The sequence below is a fragment of the Corallococcus sp. NCSPR001 genome (assembly GCF_017309135.1).
Taxonomy (GTDB): Bacteria; Myxococcota; Myxococcia; order Myxococcales; family Myxococcaceae; genus Corallococcus.
In genome coordinates this window covers 2209626-2226990 of the sequence record NZ_JAFIMS010000002.1, presented here as the reverse complement: position 1 = coordinate 2226990, position 17365 = coordinate 2209626, and the positions used below count along the sequence as shown (strand labels likewise).

Annotated in this window: 13 protein-coding genes; 4 read left to right on the top strand and 9 right to left on the bottom strand. The window is 71.3% G+C overall.

The features are described from left to right. Positions 1-110: 110 nt before the first annotated feature. Entirely contained in the window at positions 111-959 is an 849-nt protein-coding gene (locus tag JYJ93_RS11245; RefSeq protein ID WP_206789383.1) for an alpha/beta fold hydrolase, read from the bottom strand. A 485-nt stretch (positions 960-1444) separates the two neighbouring features. Here JYJ93_RS11245 and JYJ93_RS11240 point away from each other — a divergent pair, with 485 nt between their 5' ends. From JYJ93_RS11240 to JYJ93_RS11230, 3 genes are read left to right on the top strand one after another with little or no spacing between them, the layout of a single operon-like run. Then, positions 1445-2737 (top strand): O-acetylhomoserine aminocarboxypropyltransferase/cysteine synthase family protein, encoded by a 1293-nt coding sequence (locus JYJ93_RS11240; protein ID WP_206789381.1) that lies wholly within the window; start codon positions 1445-1447, stop codon positions 2735-2737. Between the two features lie 4 nt (positions 2738-2741). Then, positions 2742-4088, top strand: a complete 1347-nt coding sequence (locus JYJ93_RS11235; protein ID WP_206789379.1) for an alpha/beta fold hydrolase — start codon at positions 2742-2744, stop codon at positions 4086-4088. Further along, the gene (locus tag JYJ93_RS11230; protein WP_206789369.1) at positions 4085-6598 is read left to right on the top strand and encodes a bifunctional aspartate kinase/homoserine dehydrogenase I; all 2514 of its coding nucleotides are present in this window, start codon (positions 4085-4087) and stop codon (positions 6596-6598) included. The genes JYJ93_RS11235 and JYJ93_RS11230 overlap by 4 nt, the downstream gene beginning before the upstream one ends. A gap of 3 nt (positions 6599-6601) precedes the next feature. Here the strand turns inward: JYJ93_RS11230 and JYJ93_RS11225 are convergent, their stop codons facing one another. The 7 genes from JYJ93_RS11225 to JYJ93_RS11195 form a co-directional block, all read right to left on the bottom strand. Then, the gene (locus JYJ93_RS11225; protein ID WP_206789367.1) at positions 6602-7447 is read right to left on the bottom strand and encodes a transglycosylase SLT domain-containing protein; all 846 of its coding nucleotides are present in this window, start codon (positions 7445-7447) and stop codon (positions 6602-6604) included. A gap of 200 nt (positions 7448-7647) precedes the next feature. After that, positions 7648-8244 carry a hypothetical protein gene (locus JYJ93_RS11220; protein WP_206789360.1) on the bottom strand — a complete coding sequence of 199 codons (597 nt, stop codon included), beginning with the start codon at positions 8242-8244 and terminating at the stop codon, positions 7648-7650. Between the two features lie 71 nt (positions 8245-8315). Next, the gene (locus JYJ93_RS11215) at positions 8316-9407 is read right to left on the bottom strand and encodes an NAD-binding protein (protein WP_206789350.1); all 1092 of its coding nucleotides are present in this window, start codon (positions 9405-9407) and stop codon (positions 8316-8318) included. Between the two features lie 12 nt (positions 9408-9419). Continuing rightward, entirely contained in the window at positions 9420-10625 is a 1206-nt protein-coding gene (locus JYJ93_RS11210; RefSeq protein WP_206789340.1) for a twin-arginine translocase subunit TatC, read from the bottom strand. Positions 10626-10664: 39 nt separating this feature from the next. Continuing rightward, entirely contained in the window at positions 10665-11156 is a 492-nt protein-coding gene (gene tatB / locus JYJ93_RS11205) for a Sec-independent protein translocase protein TatB (RefSeq protein WP_206789338.1), read from the bottom strand. Between the two features lie 153 nt (positions 11157-11309). After that, on the bottom strand, positions 11310-12611 hold the full coding sequence (locus tag JYJ93_RS11200; RefSeq protein WP_206789337.1) for an MFS transporter: 1302 nt from the start codon (positions 12609-12611) through the stop codon (positions 11310-11312). A gap of 31 nt (positions 12612-12642) precedes the next feature. Next, a complete protein-coding gene (locus tag JYJ93_RS11195; protein WP_206789334.1) occupies positions 12643-14703 on the bottom strand; it encodes a methyl-accepting chemotaxis protein in 2061 nt (686 codons plus the stop codon). Between the two features lie 91 nt (positions 14704-14794). Here JYJ93_RS11195 and JYJ93_RS11190 point away from each other — a divergent pair, with 91 nt between their 5' ends. Next, positions 14795-15841: a histone deacetylase gene (locus JYJ93_RS11190; RefSeq protein WP_206789332.1), complete on the top strand. Its 1047-nt coding sequence runs from the start codon at positions 14795-14797 to the stop codon at positions 15839-15841. On the opposite strand, the gene JYJ93_RS11185 is transcribed toward JYJ93_RS11190, so the two are convergent. Beyond that, entirely contained in the window at positions 15813-17360 is a 1548-nt protein-coding gene (locus JYJ93_RS11185) for an FAD-dependent oxidoreductase (protein WP_206789330.1), read from the bottom strand. The genes JYJ93_RS11190 and JYJ93_RS11185 overlap by 29 nt on opposite strands. Between the last annotated feature and the right edge of the window lie 5 nt (positions 17361-17365).

Below are 17365 nucleotides of genomic sequence, written 5' to 3'. Positions count from 1 at the left end.
GTCCGGATGGGAATGACAATGACTTACAGCCGCTGTGCGGCGGGTCACCGCTCACCGGAGAGGGCTGCTTGAAGGCACAGCCCTACTCCGCGCACGCGCGCGTGCGCTAACTACTCCTGCTCGGCGGCGACAGCTTCGCGGACCTCCGCGTCCGTGAGCCGCACCGTGGGCGCGTCCGCCTTTGCTTCCCTGAGCCGCTTCGCCAGCACCTCCGTCACCGGCGCGAGCACGCTGAAGTGCGTAGCTCCGGGCACCGCGAGGAATGACAGCGGCGCGCCCCTCGCCGCCACGCGCAGCGGTTCGAACGCGTCCATGTTCCCGTGGTCCGAGCCTTCGATGACCTGCGTGGGCACGCGCAGGTGCTCCACGTAGCTCACCGGGTTGCGCATCCACAGCTCCGGTCCCCGGGCCTGCCCCAGCAGCGGGACATAGTGCGCGTACTCAGACACGTCGTGCGTCGGACCGAACACGTAGGCGCCCTTCAACCGGGGTGACAGCACCGCCGCCATCAACGCCACCGTGCCGCCCGTGCTGTGCCCCGCTACGTAGATGCGCGCGGGGTCCACGTCCGGACGCTGCGCCACGAAGTCGATGGCGGCGACCACGTCGTCCACCTCGCCCAGGAAGTACTCGCGCGCGCCCGGGCTGTCGTCTGCCCCGCGCAGTGACGGCAGCATCAACACGAGCCCCGCTTCGCGGAAGGCCCGCGCGCTCTGATCATTGCTCCGCCGCGCAGGCGCCCAGGCGAGGCCGCCAATCCCGAAGTCCATGCCGCCGTGGATCCACACCACCGCCGGCCGCTTCGCGCCTTCGCGCACGGGCGTGACGTAGGCCGCGTTCAAACCCAGCGGCGCGGGATAGCGCACCAACTCGAAGAGTTCCTTCGGCGGCGTGGGGGCGGGAGCGCGCTGCGCGGGCTCCACCTTCAACTGCGTGCGGAAGCTCTTTCGAAGATTCACGGATGTGGGCGGCGCGGGCTTGGAGCACGCGGCGAGAAACAGACAGGCGAACAGGAGAACAGAGCGGGAGGACATCATTCTGGGAATACGCGGTGAATCCATGTCACGGGTCCGCGACACATGCGGCGGTGTTCCGGAGGGTGGCTTGACAGCTCGCGCCATCGCGTCTACTTCTTCTCCCAGAATGTTCGTCACCTCCGCCATGTGCATGTGTTCGATGCCTGTTCCGGGTGGGCCCAAGCCCGCCGCGGCCGGCTGACGCACAGCCTGCCCCTGGCGAGCCAACCGGAGCCCACCCACCCGCGAGGGTCGGTGGGCTTCGTCGTTCCGGGCCTCCGCTCTCGCACCCCTGCCGAAGAGCGTCGCAGCGCCCACCGAGTCCTGAAGCCCTCCCCGCCGCCCGCAGTGCCCTGACGTCCCCACCACCCGTCCGCCCTCACGCACGCGCGCTCCTTCCGGAGCGACGCGAACAGGAGTCCCTTGCCATGAGCACGCCCCACAACGAACGCCCGTTGCACCCCGACACGCTCGCGCTGCACGCCGGCTATTCGCCCGACCCCACCACGGGCGCTCGCGCGGTGCCCATCTACCAGACCACCAGCTACCGCTTCCGCGACGCGGACCACGCCGCCGCCCTCTTCGGCCTCAAGGAGTTCGGCAACATCTACACGCGCATCATGAACCCCACGACGGACGTCTTCGAGAAGCGCATCGCCGCGCTCGAAGGCGGCGTGGGCGCGCTCGCGGTCGCGTCCGGCCAGGCCGCGCAGACGCTCGGCATCCTCAACATCCTCAAGACGGGGGATGAAATCGTCTCCGGCGCCAGCCTCTATGGCGGCACGTACAACCTCTTCAAGGTGACGCTCGCGCGCCTGGGCATCACCACGAAGTTCGTGGACGCGGGCAACCCGGACGCGTTCCGCCAGGCCATTGGCCCCAGGACGAAGGCGCTCTACCTGGAGTCGCTGGGCAACCCGCGCCTGGACGTGCCGGACTTCGACGCCATTGGCGCCGTGGCGCGCGAAGCGGGTCTGCCCCTCTTCGTGGACAACACCGCGCTGTCTCCTGCCCTCTTCAACCCGCTGCGCCACGGCGCGAACATCGTGCTGCACAGCGCGACGAAGTACATCGGCGGCCACGGCACCTCCATTGGCGGCGTCATCGTGGACGGCGGCAACTTCCCCTGGGAGAACGGCAGGTTCCCGGAGCTGACCGAGCCCAACCCCGGCTACCACGGACTGCGCCTGCGTGAGGCCTTCGGGCCCGCGGCCTTCATCCTCAAGGCCCGTCTGGAAGGCCTGCGCGACCTCGGCCCCGCGCTCAGCCCCTTCAACGCGCACGCGTTCATCCTGGGCCTGGAGACGCTGCGGCTGCGGCTGGAGCGCCACTCGCAGAACGCGCTCGCGGTGGCGAAGTGGCTCCAGCAGCACAAGAAGGTGGAGTGGGTGCGCTACCCGGGCCTGGAGGACGACCCCTCGTTCCCCAACGCGAAGAAGTACCTCCACGGCGGCTTCGGCGGGCTCGTCACCTTCGGCGTGAAGGGCGGGCTGTCCGCCGGGCGCAAGGTGATTGACGGCGTGAAGCTGTGGAGCCTGCTCGCGAACATCGGCGACACGCGCTCGCTCATCATCCACCCCGCGTCCACCACGCACGAGCAGCTCACCCCGGCGGAGCGCGCCAGCACGGGCGTCACCGACGACCTGGTGCGCCTGTCCGTGGGCATCGAGCACCTGGACGACATCGTGGCCGACCTCGACCAGGCCCTGAGCGCGGTCTGACGCCATGCGACCCGTGAGGCCTGGCCAGGAAGTCCCCCCGCGCGCGGAGACCCCGCGCGTCTTTGATTTGTCGCTGCCGGACCTGCCGCTGGAGGCCGGCGCCCGCGTGGCGCCCCACCTCGTGCGCGGCTGGTGGTGGGGGCCCCCGGAGGACCTCGCGTGGTTGCAGTCCCGCGCCCGCGTGCTTTCCGAGGACGCGGCGCGCGAAGGCCGGCTGCGCGTGGTGCGCAGGTCCGCCTCCGAGCTGCGCGACGCGGCTTCCGAGCTGCGCGACGCACGCCGCATCGGTCCCCGCCGCACGCCGGACGCGGTGCCCACCGTGCTGCTGGTGCACGCGCTCACCGGGGACATGAACGCCGGAGGAGAAGGCGGCTGGTGGGCGCCCGTCATCGGGCATGGCCGGCCGCTGGACCCTTCGCGCGTGCGGCTGTTGTGCTTCAACAACCTGGGCTCCTGCTACGGAACCTCCGGCCCCGCGGACGAGGGCTTCCCGCAGCGCACCGACGACACCCGCTTCGGCCCCGCGCCGGTGCTGCCCAAGGGCGACCTGCGCCTGGATGAGCGCAGCCTGCCCGCCACCCTCACGCCGTGGGACCTGGCGCGCTCCATCCTCGCGGCGCTGGACGCGCTGGGCGTGGACGAGGTGGCGCTCGTCACCGGCGGCTCGCTGGGCGGCATGGTGGTGCTGTGCCTGGCGGCGCTCGCGCCGGAGCGCTTCCAGCGCATGGTGCCCATCGCGACGGCGGAGGCCGCGTCCGCGTGGGCGGTGGGCTGGAACCACGTGGCCCGTCAGGCCATCCTGCTCGACCCCGAGTACCCCGAATCCCCCCGGCGAGGCCTGGAGCTGGCGCGCCAACTGGCGACGCTCACCTATCGCGCGGAGGCCGGACTGGAGGCGCTTCAGCCGCGTCCACAGGCGTGGTCATCACGCGCGCTGTACCCGGTGGAGAGCTACCTGGAGCACCAGGGCGCGAAGCTGGAGGCGCGCTTCGACGCGCGGTCCTACCTGGCGCTGCTGGGCGCCATGGACCACCACGACCTCGCGCGCGTGCCCACGCCGAACGGCGGCCCCGGCGTGGACCGCATCCGCGCGAGCACGCTCACCATCGGCATCGACCGGGACGCGCTCTTTCCGCCCGAGCACATGAAGAACCTGTCCCGCCGCCTGCGCGCGCAGGGACTGCATGCCGAGTACGCGGCCCTGTGCAGCGTGCACGGCCACGACGGCTTCCTCATCGAATGGGACGCGCTCGCGCCCCTGTTGGTCCGCGCGCTGGCCCTGCCTCCGGGCGTGGACCGCGACGCCCGCCTCTCCTCCCCTGCCGGCGTCCGCGCCCGGAAGACCTCATGACCGCCCCTGTGAGCATCACCCGCTACGCTCCATTCCTGCTCGACACCGCCCAGGGACTCGCGTCCGTGGCCAGGCACCTGTCTCGCCGCGACGCGGGCAGCACGCGCGCCGCCATCGTGTCCTCACCGCCCTGGCTCGTGGAGGGACTGGAGTCGGCGCTCTCCATCGCGCTGAAGGGCGACTCCACGCGGGCCCGGCAGGAGCTGGACGGCCTGCTCGCGCGGGGATTGTTGATGCTGGAGGACGCCGAGCGCCGGCTGGGTGCGCCCCCGGGCTCCACGTCGGTGGAGGCGGACGGCACGCGCACGCTGGCGTCCCTGCTGGAGCCCGCGCGCCGCGCGCTGGATGGCGCGAGCCTGGTGCGTGAACGGCGGCCCGCGCTGGAGGACGTGGTGCGCGGCACCGGCGAGCGGCTGACGGCGGCGCTGCTGGCGAAGCTGCTGGGTGCGCGCGGCATCCCTTCGCTGGAGGTGGACGCGGCGGACTGGACGGTGACGGAGGGCGGGCCCGGACAGGCGCGCGTGAACCGCGAGCACACCCGCGCCCGGGTGGCCACGCTGCGTCCTTCGTGGGAGGGCCGGCTGACGTTGCACGCGGGTGGCCGGGGCACCGCCTTGGATGGCCGCTCCACGACGCTGGGCGTGGCGGGTGCGGATGAGACGGCGGCGGTGCTGTCCGTGCTGCTGGGCACGCCGCTGACGCTGTGGACGGACGTGCCCGGGGTGATGACCGCGGATCCGCTGCACGTCGCGGATGCGCGGCCGGTGCCGCACCTGAGCTACACGGAGGCGCTGGAGCTGGTGTACCTGGGCCTGCCCACGCTGCACCCTCGCGCGCTGTCCACGCTGCGCGACGCGGACCTTCCGCTGCGCGTACGCCACCTGCAACAGCCCGACGAGCCCGGCACGCTCATCGACGTGCGCGGCGCGGGCAACGGCAGCGTGCCCACGTGCGTGGTGTCCCTGGAGGACCTCGCGCTGCTGGGCCTGGAGGGAGGCACGGAGGAAGCGGCGCGGCCGGTGGGGCCTCGCGCGTTGCAGGCGCTGGAGGCCGCGGGCATCGACGCGTGGATGGCGGCGCAGTCGTCACCGGGGCGCTCGGTGGCGGTGGTGTTGCGCCGGGAGCACGCGGCCCGAGCGGAAGCAGTGCTGCGGCGGGAGCTGGCGCCAGAGCTGGAGCGTGGCGCGTTGCAGCCTCCCCAGGTGCGCGCGCCGGTGACGCAGGTGGCGCTGGTGGCGGAGGCCATGGGCCAGGGCGCCAACGTGGCGGGACGGCTGTTCCAGCCGCTGGGCGCGCTGGGCGTCAACGTGCGCGCCATCGCACAGACGGCGAGCGCCCGCTCCATCTCGTTCATCGTGGACGGGGCGGAGACGGCGCTGACGGTGCGCACGGTGCACGCGGCCTTCCACTTCGCGCATGAAGAGGTGAGCCTGCTGGTGCTGGGCCATGGCGTGGTGGGCAGCCAGCTGCTGGAGCAACTGCGCACGTTGCAGGAGACGCTGGCGCAGGAGCACGGCATCCAGCTCAACCTGGTGGGGCTCGCGGACAGCCGGCGGGTGCTCTTCTCCCCGGAGGGCATCCCGCTGAAGCAGTGGCGCGAGCGCATCGGGTCCGTGCCCGAAGGAGCGTCACCCCCCGTGGTGCGCGCGCTGCTGGAGCCGCTGCGCCGCCTGCCCGTGCCGGTGCTGGTGGACTGCACGGCGGCGGAGGGCATGGAGGCGCTGTACCTGGAGGCGCTCAAGAGCGGCATCCACGTGGTGGCGGCGAACAAGAAGCCGCTGACCCAAGCGCTCGACGTCTGGGAGCAGCTGCGGAGCACGGCGCACCTGAACCACCGCGCGTACCACTACGAGACGACGGTGGGCGCGGGGCTGCCGGTCATCCAGACGCTGAAGGACCTGGTGCGCACGGGAGACCGGGTGCACGGCGTGGAGGGCTCGTTCTCCGGGACGCTCGGCTACCTGAGCCAGCAGTTGATGGAGGGCGTGCCGCTGTCGAAGGCGGTGCGCACCGCGCGCGAGAAGGGCTTCACGGAGCCGCACCCTCGCGAGGACCTGGCGGGCACGGACGCCGCGCGCAAGGCGCTCATCCTCGCGCGTGAGCAGGGTTTGAACCTGTCGCTGGAGGACGTGGAGGTGGAGCCGTTCGTGCCTCGCGAGTACCTGGAAGAGGCGGACGTGGAGCGCTTCCTCACGGGGCTGGAGAAGCTGGACCGGACGTTCACCTCGCGCATCGAGGGGCTGCGCGCGGAGGGCAAGGTGCTGCGCTACCTGGCGCGCATCGACCCGGCGGCGAAGGACGGGCCGGTGCTGCGGGTGGGGCCAGTGGCCGTGCCGACGGAGCATCCGGCCACGCGGCTGCGCGGCTCGGAGGCGTTCGTGGCCTTCTCCACGGAGCGCTACGCGGACTCTCCGCTGCTGGTCCAGGGAGCGGGGGCAGGCGGCCCTGTCACGGCGGCGGGCGTCCTGGCGGATATCCTGAAGATCGCCCAGAACCTGCGGGGGCGGTGAGGCTCAGTAGCCGACGTAGCCGCTGCCGCTGTTCATCGCCTGGATGCCCGGCGTGTTGGACACGGAGCCGTAGCGCTCCACCGAGTAGCGGACGGCCGCGATGATGTTGTCCACCGGGTTGCGGATGTTGTCGTGGCCCGGGAGCTTGTACGCGTCGAACGTCGGCTGGATGGTCTGCATCAGGCCGATGGACGGGTGGCCATCCTTGGCGTTCTGGTCCCAGAGGTTGATGGCGTTCGGGTCGCCGCTGGACTCGTGCTGGATGATCTTCGCGATGTCCTGCGGGTTCATCTTGTCCACCGGGACGCCCGCGGCCTTGAGGATGTCCATGGCCTGCTTGATCCAATCGCCCACCTCGCCCTTCGGCATGTCGCCCGTGGCGCCGGCCGACTGGGTGGAGCCCGCCGACTGGGTGGAGTCCGCCGACTGGGTGGAGCCGGCCTGGAACGAATCACCCGCGCCCTGCGCGCCGCCCGTGCTGGACGCACCGCTGGTGCTGGGAACGCCACACCTGCTGGGCGCACCGGACACGTCCGACGGCGCCTGGGCTCCATCCACGCCGCCCGCGGAGGCAGCGGCGCCGCCCATCTGGGCCTGGAGCAGCTGGACGAGCTGCTGCAGCTGCTTCACCACGTCCTCGAGCCCCTCCGAGAACTGCTTCCACTGCGCGCCCTTCGCGGGGCCCGCGCTGAAGCCGTCCTGCTGGAACGGGGACACCGAGCCCGCGCCCGGCTTCGGGCAGTGGGCGCCCTGCACGCGGCCACCGGACACGGCATCCGGACGGGAAGCGAAGTCCTGCGAGGGGAGGCGGAAGGAGGAGAGGCGGGCGGAACCGGGCGCGGGGACCATGGGGATTTCCTCGGGAGCTTGAGTACTGCTGACGAGGAACACCTACAGCACGGGACATGCCAGCCCATGAGCCGACACCTGCGTCAGGCCAAGTGCTTGATGTCCTTGGAAACGCGCGAGGCGCGGTGGGACGAACCGGGGCCCGTCCCTGGTGACTGGAGTCACCGCCCGCCAACAGCGGTCACCAGCCGTGAGGGGCCCTACTTCGCGCGCCGGGCCTTCTTCGCGGCCACGGCCTTCTTCTTCACCGGCGCGGCCTTCTTCACGACCCGGGGCTGCTTCGCGGCCACGGCCTTCTTCGTGCCTCGCGCGGGCCCCTGCTTCTTCAGCGACGCCGCGCCCCGCTTCGCGAGCCCCTTCTCCAGCTCGGGAGGCTTCTTCGCGCCCTTCTCCCCCGGGGGCTCGCGCTTCGGAGCCCCTTCGCGGGTCACCTCCACGGTCCTCCCGGAGAAGGCGCTCCAGCTCTCCAATGCACGCGTCCAGCGCGCCAGCATCTCTTCACGAGTGCGTGCGTCCGGCAGCCCCTCCGCGTGCAACGCCACGGTGACGCCATGCACCGACGGCAGCACGCGAAGCTGCACGGTGCGAGCACGCGGCCACTCGTCGCGCTCCAGGCGCAGGCGCAGCTGCTTGGGTGGCACCTGACGCACGACCGTGACGCGCGTCCCATCCGCGAGCGCGACCCGCGCACCCTCCGTCAGCGCCTGGGCGCAGGAGCCCACCCAGCGGACCCATCCCGGCGCCTCGCCCCACGCGGCCCAGGCCATCTCCGAGCCCACCGCGAACGAGCGCCGCACCCCTGCCTGATAACCACCGTCCAAAGTCAGACCTGTCGACATAGACGCCCCTGGATACTGGCTGCTGAAGCTCACCCCGTGGGGCGGTAGCCTGGCATGAGGAAGTTGTCGTGGTCCGCGTACGCCGGCGCGTCCGCCTCACCGGTGAAGACGCGCAGGGCGCAGTACTCCGGATAGGACGCCTGGACGGTGATCTGATCCCCCACCTGGAGGACCACGTCACCGTTCGGGTGCAGCGTCTCCTCTTCGCCCCGGATGAGCGACAGGGCCAGCCCGCCGAAGCGGTCGCGCACCTGGGAGATGTTCATCCCTGGCAGCCCCTCCCGCACCACGAACAGCGACACCACCATCAGATGCTTGCCGATGCGGAACGAGTGGACGAGCCGAGGATCCAACGCCGCCAGCGCCATGGCGGGCGCGGCCAGCGAGGAGCTGGACAGGGCCTCCGCCTTGAACGTGTCGCGCACCTTCGCGCCCAGATCGTCGTCGAACAGGCGGATGACCACGCGGATGCCGGGGTTCAGCCGCCGCGCGTCCAGCGCGATGTTCAGGTTCGCCAGGTCGTCGTCCGTGGCGCAGACGATGGCGGACGCCTTCTTCACGTGCGTGCGCGGCAGGCACAGCGGGCTGCGCGTGTCGTCGATGAGCAGCGGGATGTTCTCGTCGCGCAGCGCGGACACGAACGTCGCGTCCTCGCGCTTCTCCACCACGACGACGTCCTTGCCCATCTCCCGCAGCTGCGTCACCACGCGGTAGCCCACGCGTCCCGCGCCGCACACCACGACGTGGCCCTTCATCGTTTCGGACACCACGGAGACCCACTCCTTGTCGTTCTTGTGCCGCGCGAAGAAGAGGTACGCGAAGCGCACCACGCCATCCACCACCAGCGCGATGCTGACCGGCGGGATGAGGATGTTGAGCGTCTCCACGAACCAGTCGCTCACGTAGGGCAGCGACGGTTGGCCGAAGAGCAGGAAGTAGACGTGGTGCAGCGCCTCTCCGTAGGAGATGCGGTCCCCGCCCGGCCCCACGTAGCGCCAGTGGTACAGCGCCGGCCCCACCCCGAAGATGACCGCCGCGAGCAGCAACGTGCTGCGGAACCTCCGCGACAGCGCGCGCAGGTACCGCAGGTCCATCATCAGGCGCGCGGCAGGGCTCTTCATGCGCGCGGGAGTCTACGCCGCTGGGGTGATGTCCGTGGAGGCTTCCGCCTTCGCACGGCGCTTCTCGATGAGCCACACCGCCAGCACGCCCAGCTCGTAGCAGAGCAGCATGGGGCCGGCCATGAGCGACAGGTTCACCACGTCCCCCGTGGGCGTCAGCACCGCCGCCGCGATGAGGCACACCACGAACGCGTGGCGCTGGTAGCGGATGAGGAAGCCCGACTTCACCACCCCGACGATGCCCAACAGCGCCATCACCAGCGGCAGCTCGAAGATGACGCCGAAGGCGAGGATGAGCAGCAGCACCAGCGACAGCTGCTCGTTCATCGTCAGCATGGGCCGCGTCCAGCGCGCGGCCTCCGCCTCGGCGTAGCCCCTGGCCAGCTCCTTCTGCAGCCGCCACAGGCCGGACATCTCCTCGGCGCGCGTGGGCGCCACGCCCGCGAGCAGGCTGGCCGCCTGGTCCATGGCGGCCTCCGACGCGACGTAGTCCTGCTTGCCGAAGGCCGTCACCGCCTCCACGCGCTTCTCCACCGCCTGGCGCAGCACGCCGCGCGCGGGCACACCCAGCCCGTCCGCGGCCGCGTCCAGGAGCTCGCCCAGGCCCTTGAGGCGCGCGGTGAGCTCCACGCTCTTCGCGGTCGCCACCTCCGGGTCCTTCACCTGGCCTTCACCGGCGGCCGTCAGCGCGGCGCTGGTCTCCTTGGCCACGTGGCCGGCGCGCTCCACCTCTCCAATGCGCAGGAAGCGCAGCGCGTCCTCGCCGCCCATGCGCGCGGTGTCCATGCGCTGCTCCAGGGCGAGCGTCTCCTCCTCGTTGAGGAGGAACTTGAACATGGAGGGCAGCACCAGGAAGTAGCAGAACAGCGAGCCCACGATGAACGCGACGGAGCCGAGCACCACGAAGGGCGACGCGTACTTGCGCTCCTCCGGGTAGAGCCCGGGCGCCACGAAGCCCCAGATCTGCCAGAGGATGACGGGCGTGGTGAGGAAGATGCCGCAGTACACGCCCACCTTCATCAGCACGTTGATTTCTTCGATGCCGGATGTGTAGACGAGCGAGCGCCCCTCCGGGGGCAGCGCGTCCAGCACCGGCCGCATCAACACGCCGAAGATGGGCTTGGCGAAGATGAGCGACACGGCGCCCAGCACGAGCACCGCGAGCGAACACTTCACGAGCCGCGAGCGCAGCTCCGTGAGGTGCTCCGCCAGGCTCATCCGGAAATCCGACAGGTCAACCCCTTGGCGATTCAGGGCTCAGCTCCGTTTCGGCGCGTTGCGCGCCACCGTGCCCGGGATGGGGGCGAGTTGCGGGAGGCCGTTCTCGTCCTGCGCCGGCGCCGCGCCGGCCTCCGCCACGGCCTGCGGACCGGCGGCGGGAGCGGCGTCCACGGCCCCGGCGGCCTCCGAGGGCGCGGGCACGTTCGCGGGGTCCACCGTCGCGGCGAGCTCGGGGGCGGGCTCGGCGAGCACGTTGGCGGGGGCGGCCCCGGGGATGGAGGACGGGGCGAGCTCCGGCGGCGGGGACGGCACGCGCGTGCCCGGGCGCGTCGGGGGCATGCGGTTGAAGTCCTCGTCCATGGCGTAGAACTCGCGCTCCACCACGTTGCGCACGTCGTCCGTCTGCCGGCGGAACTCGCGCATGAACTTGCCGATGGCCCGCGCCAGCTCAGGCAGCCGCTGGGGGCCGAGCACGATCAGCGCGGCCACCAGGATGAACACCATTTCGCCTGCGCCGATGTTGAACATGGGTGGTCGTCTTCCCCTTGGAGGGAGCGTCCCGGGGTTATCGCGCCCGGAGGCGGCCCGCGCAACCGTCAGCGACCGTCCAGCGTCCGTCCGGCCTCGTGTCAGGGAGGCGGGCGGCCGGGCTCCTCCCGCCCGCTGGGGCACATTGCCCCATCAGCCGTGGGAGTGGGCCTCCGGTGACAGCGGCGCGGCCAGCCCCTGCGCCGGGGGGACCGCCAGGGCCCGGGCCTGCTCACGCGAGCGCACCCGCCCCTCCACCACCCGCAACATGACGGGGACCCCCACCGCCAGCCCGATGGACACCCAGGCGATGGTGTCCATGCCGCCGAGCGTCCCGTCCGGCAGGTCCACCAGCAGGCGCGACGACAGGAAGGCCCCCAGCGCGGAGGCCATGTGCTGGGTGGCGGACTGCAACGACATGAAGCGGGCGCGCACCGGGTTGTCCGGCACGCGCGAGGTGAGCGTGTTGTACGCCACGTTGCGCACGCCCATGGCCAGCATGAAGGCCATGAACAGCACGGGGATGGGCAGCCACGCCGGGTAGTGGATGAAGCCCACGTACGTGGTGAGGGCCGCCAGCACCACGCCCACCGTGCCCACGCGGAAGGAGCCGAAGCGGTCCACCAGCGGCCCCGTCATCCGCAGCGTGAAGAAGCTCACCACGCCGCCCGCGGCGTAGATGATCCACAGGCTCCCGCGCGGGTAGCCCAGGTTCTGCTGGAGGTAGGCGGAGATGTTGGGGATGACGATGAAGCCGCTCATCATCACCAGCGCCGTCATCAGGTAGGACAGCTGGACGTCGGTGTTGCCCAGAAGCTCCGCCACGCCCGGGGCCCGGGAGGCGCTGCCGCCGGGCTTGAGGTGCCCGCGCACGGGCGGCAGGAGCCACAGCGCGGCCAGCACCAGCACCAGCCCCAGCGCCGCCACCACGAAGAAGGGCGTGCGCCAGGTGCCCAGCTCCGCGACCTTCAGCGCCAGGGGCACGCCCAGCACGGAGGCCACGGAGAAGGACGCCATCACCGCGCCCAGCGCCCGGCCCCGGCGCTCCACCGGGATGAGGTCCGCGATGATGGACAGGGACAGCGCCGTCGCCGGCCCGCCGAAGAGCCCCGCGCACACCCGCGCCAGCAGCAGCGTGGACAGCCCCACCGCCAGGCCCCCCGCCGCGGTGGCCGCGACGAGCCCCAGCATGCACACGGCCAGCGCCTTGCGCCGGTCGAAGCGGTCCAGGAAGTAGCCGCCCAAAAGCCCCGCCACGCTCGCGGCGGCGGTGTAGCTGCCGCCAATGGTCCCGATGTGCGAGGACTCGATGCCCAGCCCCTTCGCGAAGTCCGGGCCCAGCGGCATCACCATCACGAAGTCGAGGATGTTGACGAACTGCACCGCCCCGATGAGCAGCACCACGGCGCGCTCGGACACGGGACGGGAGGTGGCGGACTCGGACGACTCGGGCATGGAGGCCTTCGAAAGGGGAACGGCCAGCGCGTCAGACGCGGAAGCGGCGCACCTCGGCGCGCAGGATCTCCGCCTGGCGCGTGAGGTTGTCGATGGCCTCTTCCAACTGGCGCACCGAGCGCGTCTGGTGCTCGGACACGCCCTTGATGGTCTCCACGGCCTTGAGCACCTGCTCGCTGCCCTTGGTCTGCTCCTTCTGGGCGCGGTTCAGGTGGGTGACCATCTCGTTGATGCTTTCGATGGAGCGGGTGATCTGCTTGCTGCCGTGCGCCTGCTCCTGGCTGGAGCGCTGCACGTGCTGGGTGAGCGTCTTCATCCGCTCCGCGCTCTTCATGATCTGCTCGCCGCCCCGGGCCTGCTCGTTGGAGGCCTGGCTAATCATCGACACGGTGGCGGAGATGCGGTGGATGGCGGCCGTGACCTGCTTGCTGCCGCGCGCCTGCTCCACGGTGGCGCGGGCAATGGCCTTCACCATCTGCGTGGACTTCTGGGTGCTGTCGTTGATCTTCCTGAGGGCGCCCTCCGCCTCGCGGCCCAGTTGCACGCCCTCCTCCACGCTCTTGACGCCCTGGTTCATCACCACCACGGCGTTGCGGCTCTCCTCCTGCACGCCGCGGATGAGCTCGGCGATCTCCTTGGTGGACGCGCCGGTGCGCTCGGCCAGGTCCTTGATCTCCTCCGCGACCACCGCGAAGCCCTTGCCGTGCTCACCCGCCTGCGCGGCGATGATGGCGGCGTTGAGGGCCAGGAGGTTCGTCTGCTCCGCCACGTCGTCGATGACGTTGAGGATGTTGCCAATCTCGCTGATGCGCCGGCCCAGGCTGTCGATGACGCCCGCGGCGGTGCGGCTGGTGTCCTTGATGCGGTCGATGCCGGAGAGCGTCTTGCGCAGGGCCTCCACGCCCGTCTGCGCGTCCTCGAAGACCTGCTCGGACAGGCGGGCCGTCTCGTTGGCGTTGGCGTCGACCTGACCGATGGCGGCGTCCATCTGGCTGATGGCGGAGGAGGTGTCCTCCGTGGACGCGGAGAGGTCCTCGATGTTCTTGGCGACCTCCTTGATGGAGTACGTCATCTGCTCGATGGCGCTGGTGGTCTCCTCCACGCTGGCGGCCATGGCCTGGACGTTCTCCGCCACCTCGTCGTTGGTGGCGGCCATCTCCATGATGGAGGAGCTGCTCTCCTCCGCGCTCTGGTAGAGGACCTCCACGTTCTCCGCGATGCCGCGCAAGGAGGCCATCATCTCCACCATGGAGGAGGACGTCTCCTCCACGCGCGACTGCACGGTGCCCGCGCCGGAGGACACGGTGGTGCCGGTGCGGTGGATCTGCTCGATGACGCCGGCCACCACGTCGGACACGCCGCGCACGCGGCCCAGCGTGTCGCGCCAGGACTGGGCCATGCGGTTGAGCGCCTCCGCCAGTTGGCCCAGCTCGTCCTTGCTGTTGCGCACCTCCGCGCGGCCGGTGAGGTCGGCCTCCGCCAGCTTGCGCGCCATGGACATCATCGCGTCCAGCGGGTGGAGGATGAACGCGCGCGAGATGAGGAACGCCACCAGGAGGAAGAGCACCAGGCCCACGAGGAAGGCCAGCAGCACCGTGTGGCGCAGGGCCGTGAGCACTCCCTCCAGCCGGGCCGCGTCCACCACCACGACGACCTCGCCGGGCACCCCGCCCGCGAGCGTCACCGGCCGGGTCACCGCCCAGTTGCCGCCTTCGAAGTCCATCTGATCCAACGGCGGGAGCGGGCGCTGCTGGAGGCGCTTCTCCAGGTCCTGGGTGAACCAGGAGGGCGCGGTCGCCGGGGAGGTGGCGCGGGGCACGCCCTGGGCGTCGAGCACCGCCACGACGCTGAAGTCGTCGTCGCGCAGGCGCTCTCCCAGGTTGGGGACGGGCTGGGTGTCCGCCTGCTTTTCGACCAGCGCGACCACCTCCTCGGCCTTGTTCTGGGCGTGCAGGACCATGCGCTCCCTCAGGTGGTTGCCCACCTGGCGGGGAACGACGAAGTAGAGCGTCCCGAGGATGACGGCCAGCGCGAGGCCGAACGAACCCAGGAGGATGCCCCGGAGACCGGGTTTCTTGAGGCGACGTTGCAAGGCCCGCGCACTGTAGGGAGGGTGGCCTGCCCAGGGCAAGGAACGGACTTCCCCGCCTGCCAGGGACGGACGCTGGGTTCCCGGGAGCAGGATGCGTAAGGTCCAGGGGATGACCGCGACGCTGCTGCTCACCGACCCGCTCTTCCTCCAGCACGACGCCGGCGAGGGCCACCCCGAGTCGCCCGCCCGCTTGCGGCGCATCCTCCAGATGCTGGCGCGAAACCCCATCGCGGGCACGGTGATGACGCATCCGCGCTCCGCCACGGACGCGGAGCTGCTGGCGGTGCACACCCCGGCGCACCTGGACGCGATGGAGAAGCTGGGCGGCCGCTTCGAGCGCATCGACGAGGACACGGCGGTGTCGCCGGACAGCATCGACGCGGCGCGGGTCGCGGCGGGCGCGGCGGTGCAGGCCGTGGAGCAGGTGATGGCGGGGCACGTGAGGAACGCGTTCGCGCTGGTGCGTCCGCCCGGCCACCACGCGGAGCCGGACCGGGCGATGGGCTTCTGCCTCTACAACAACGTCGCCATCGCGGCGGAGGCGGGACGGCGGCTGGGCGCCGAGCGCGTGCTGGTGCTGGACTGGGACGTGCACCACGGCAACGGCACGCAGGCGGCCTTCTGGGGGCGCAGGGACGTGCTCTACCAGTCGGTGCACCAGTTCCCCTACTACCCGGGCAGCGGCGCCGCGCCGGAGGTGGGGCGTGGCGAGGGCCAGGGCTACACGGTCAACTGCGGGCTGCCGGGCGGCAACACGGACGCGGACTACGGGATGATCTTCGAGGAGCTGCTGCTCCCCGTGGCGCAGGCGTACCGGCCGGACCTGGTGCTGGTGTCCGCGGGGTTCGACCCGCACCGCGCGGATCCGATTGGCGGCATGGACCTCACCGAGCGCGGCTTCGCGGCGATGTGCACCGCCGTGCGCAAGCTGGCGGAGGAGGTCTCCGGAGGGAAGCTGGCGCTGGTGCTGGAGGGTGGCTATTCGCTGGAGGGGCTGTCGAACTCCGTGCACGCCTGCATCGAAGTGCTGGCGGGGCGCGATGACAGCTTCGCGCCCGGCACCATCAACGCGGATGCACGGGCCGCGCTGGCGGCGAGCCGTGAAGCGCTCAAGCCGTTCTGGGCCAGCGTGCGCTGAAGCGACCGCTCAGGACCGTCTCCAGCTCGGCCTTGAGCACCTGCTCCGCGTCCTGGACGGGCCCACTCCACCGTGCGGCCACCATGCCGTCCGGGCGCACGAGGCAGGCGCCTTCATCCCCTACCCCATACGCCTGCTGCCAGCCGTGGGCCTCGTGAACGCGCAGGGGCATGCGCTCCGTGAGGCTCTGGCCCGCACGGCCCCACGCCTCACCTCCCGCGAGCAGGACGAAGCCGTTGCCGAAGAGGTCCAGCGTCGACTTGCTGCCCTCCAGCCACACGTGCGGAGCGCGCGTGCCGGGTTCGCCCGTGGGGACGAACGTCTTCGGCAGCGGCGGCCCTTCTCCGTAGCGGTAGCCCAGGGTGATGGCGTCTTCGTCGACGAACTCCGCGTCCGCTGGAAGCGGCTGCTTCGCCATCCGCAGCGCGAGCAGCCCGGCCTGGTTCGCGGTGGCGGCGGCCACGGGCCTCCGCTCGGCGTCGTAGGTCTCCAGCAGCGCGGGGCCCGCGTGGCCGTTCAACACCGCGGCCAGCTTCCACGCCAGGTTCGCCGCGTCGTGGATGCCGGTGTTGGCGCCAAAGCCTCCCGTGGGCGGCATCTGGTGCGCCGCGTCTCCAGCCAGGAAGACACGGCCTGAACCGAAACGCTCCGCGACGCGCTCCGCGGCCTCCCACACGAAGGTCCCGTGCAACGTGGGCTTCAAGTCCGCGATGCCGGTGACGGTGCGCAGGCGCTCCGTCCACCGGGCCTCCGTGAAGTCCTCGGCCTTCTCCCGGGACACGTCGATGCGCGTCGCGTGGATCCACCGGTCCTTCACGTCCGTGGCCGCGATGACGCCACCCACCTCCGGATGCGTGATCACCGCGAAGGCCAGCGGCACCTCTCGCTGCACGGCGGAGAGGTCCGCGTCGAAGAGTGTGGAGATATTGTGGCCAAAGGAGCCCCGGCCGCGCGGCGCGATGCCCAGCGCCTCACGCACCGGACTGCGCACGCCATCCGCGCCAATGAGATACGCCGCCTCCACGGTGGATACTTCGCCCGTCTCGCGGTCGAGCACCGTGGCCCTTACGCCCTGCGCATCCTGCGTGAAGCCCGTCAACTCCTGCCGGAAGCGCACCTCTACGCCCTGGCTCCGCGCGGCATCCAGGAGGATGGGCTCCAGCCGGTCCTGTCCCAGGAAGACGTACGGGCACGGGCTGACCTCCGACCGCTGCGTGGACACCGTCCGCGTCTTCCACGAGTGCACCGGCCCCGCGAGCGTGGCGGCCACCAACTCCCCCACGACCGTGCCCGCGGGAACCGACCCGGCCCGCTCCACCTGCTCCCGCGCGCACGTGGACCGCAACAACTCCACGGTGCGCGCATGGAAGCCCCGGGCGCGGGGATGGAGCGAGGTGCCCGCGTGCTTCTCGATGACCAGAGAGCGCACGCCCTGGTGGGCGAGGAACAGCGCCGTCGAGAGGCCCACGAGGCCCCCTCCGACGATGAGCACCTGCATCTGCGAGGATCGGGCTTGCATGCCCG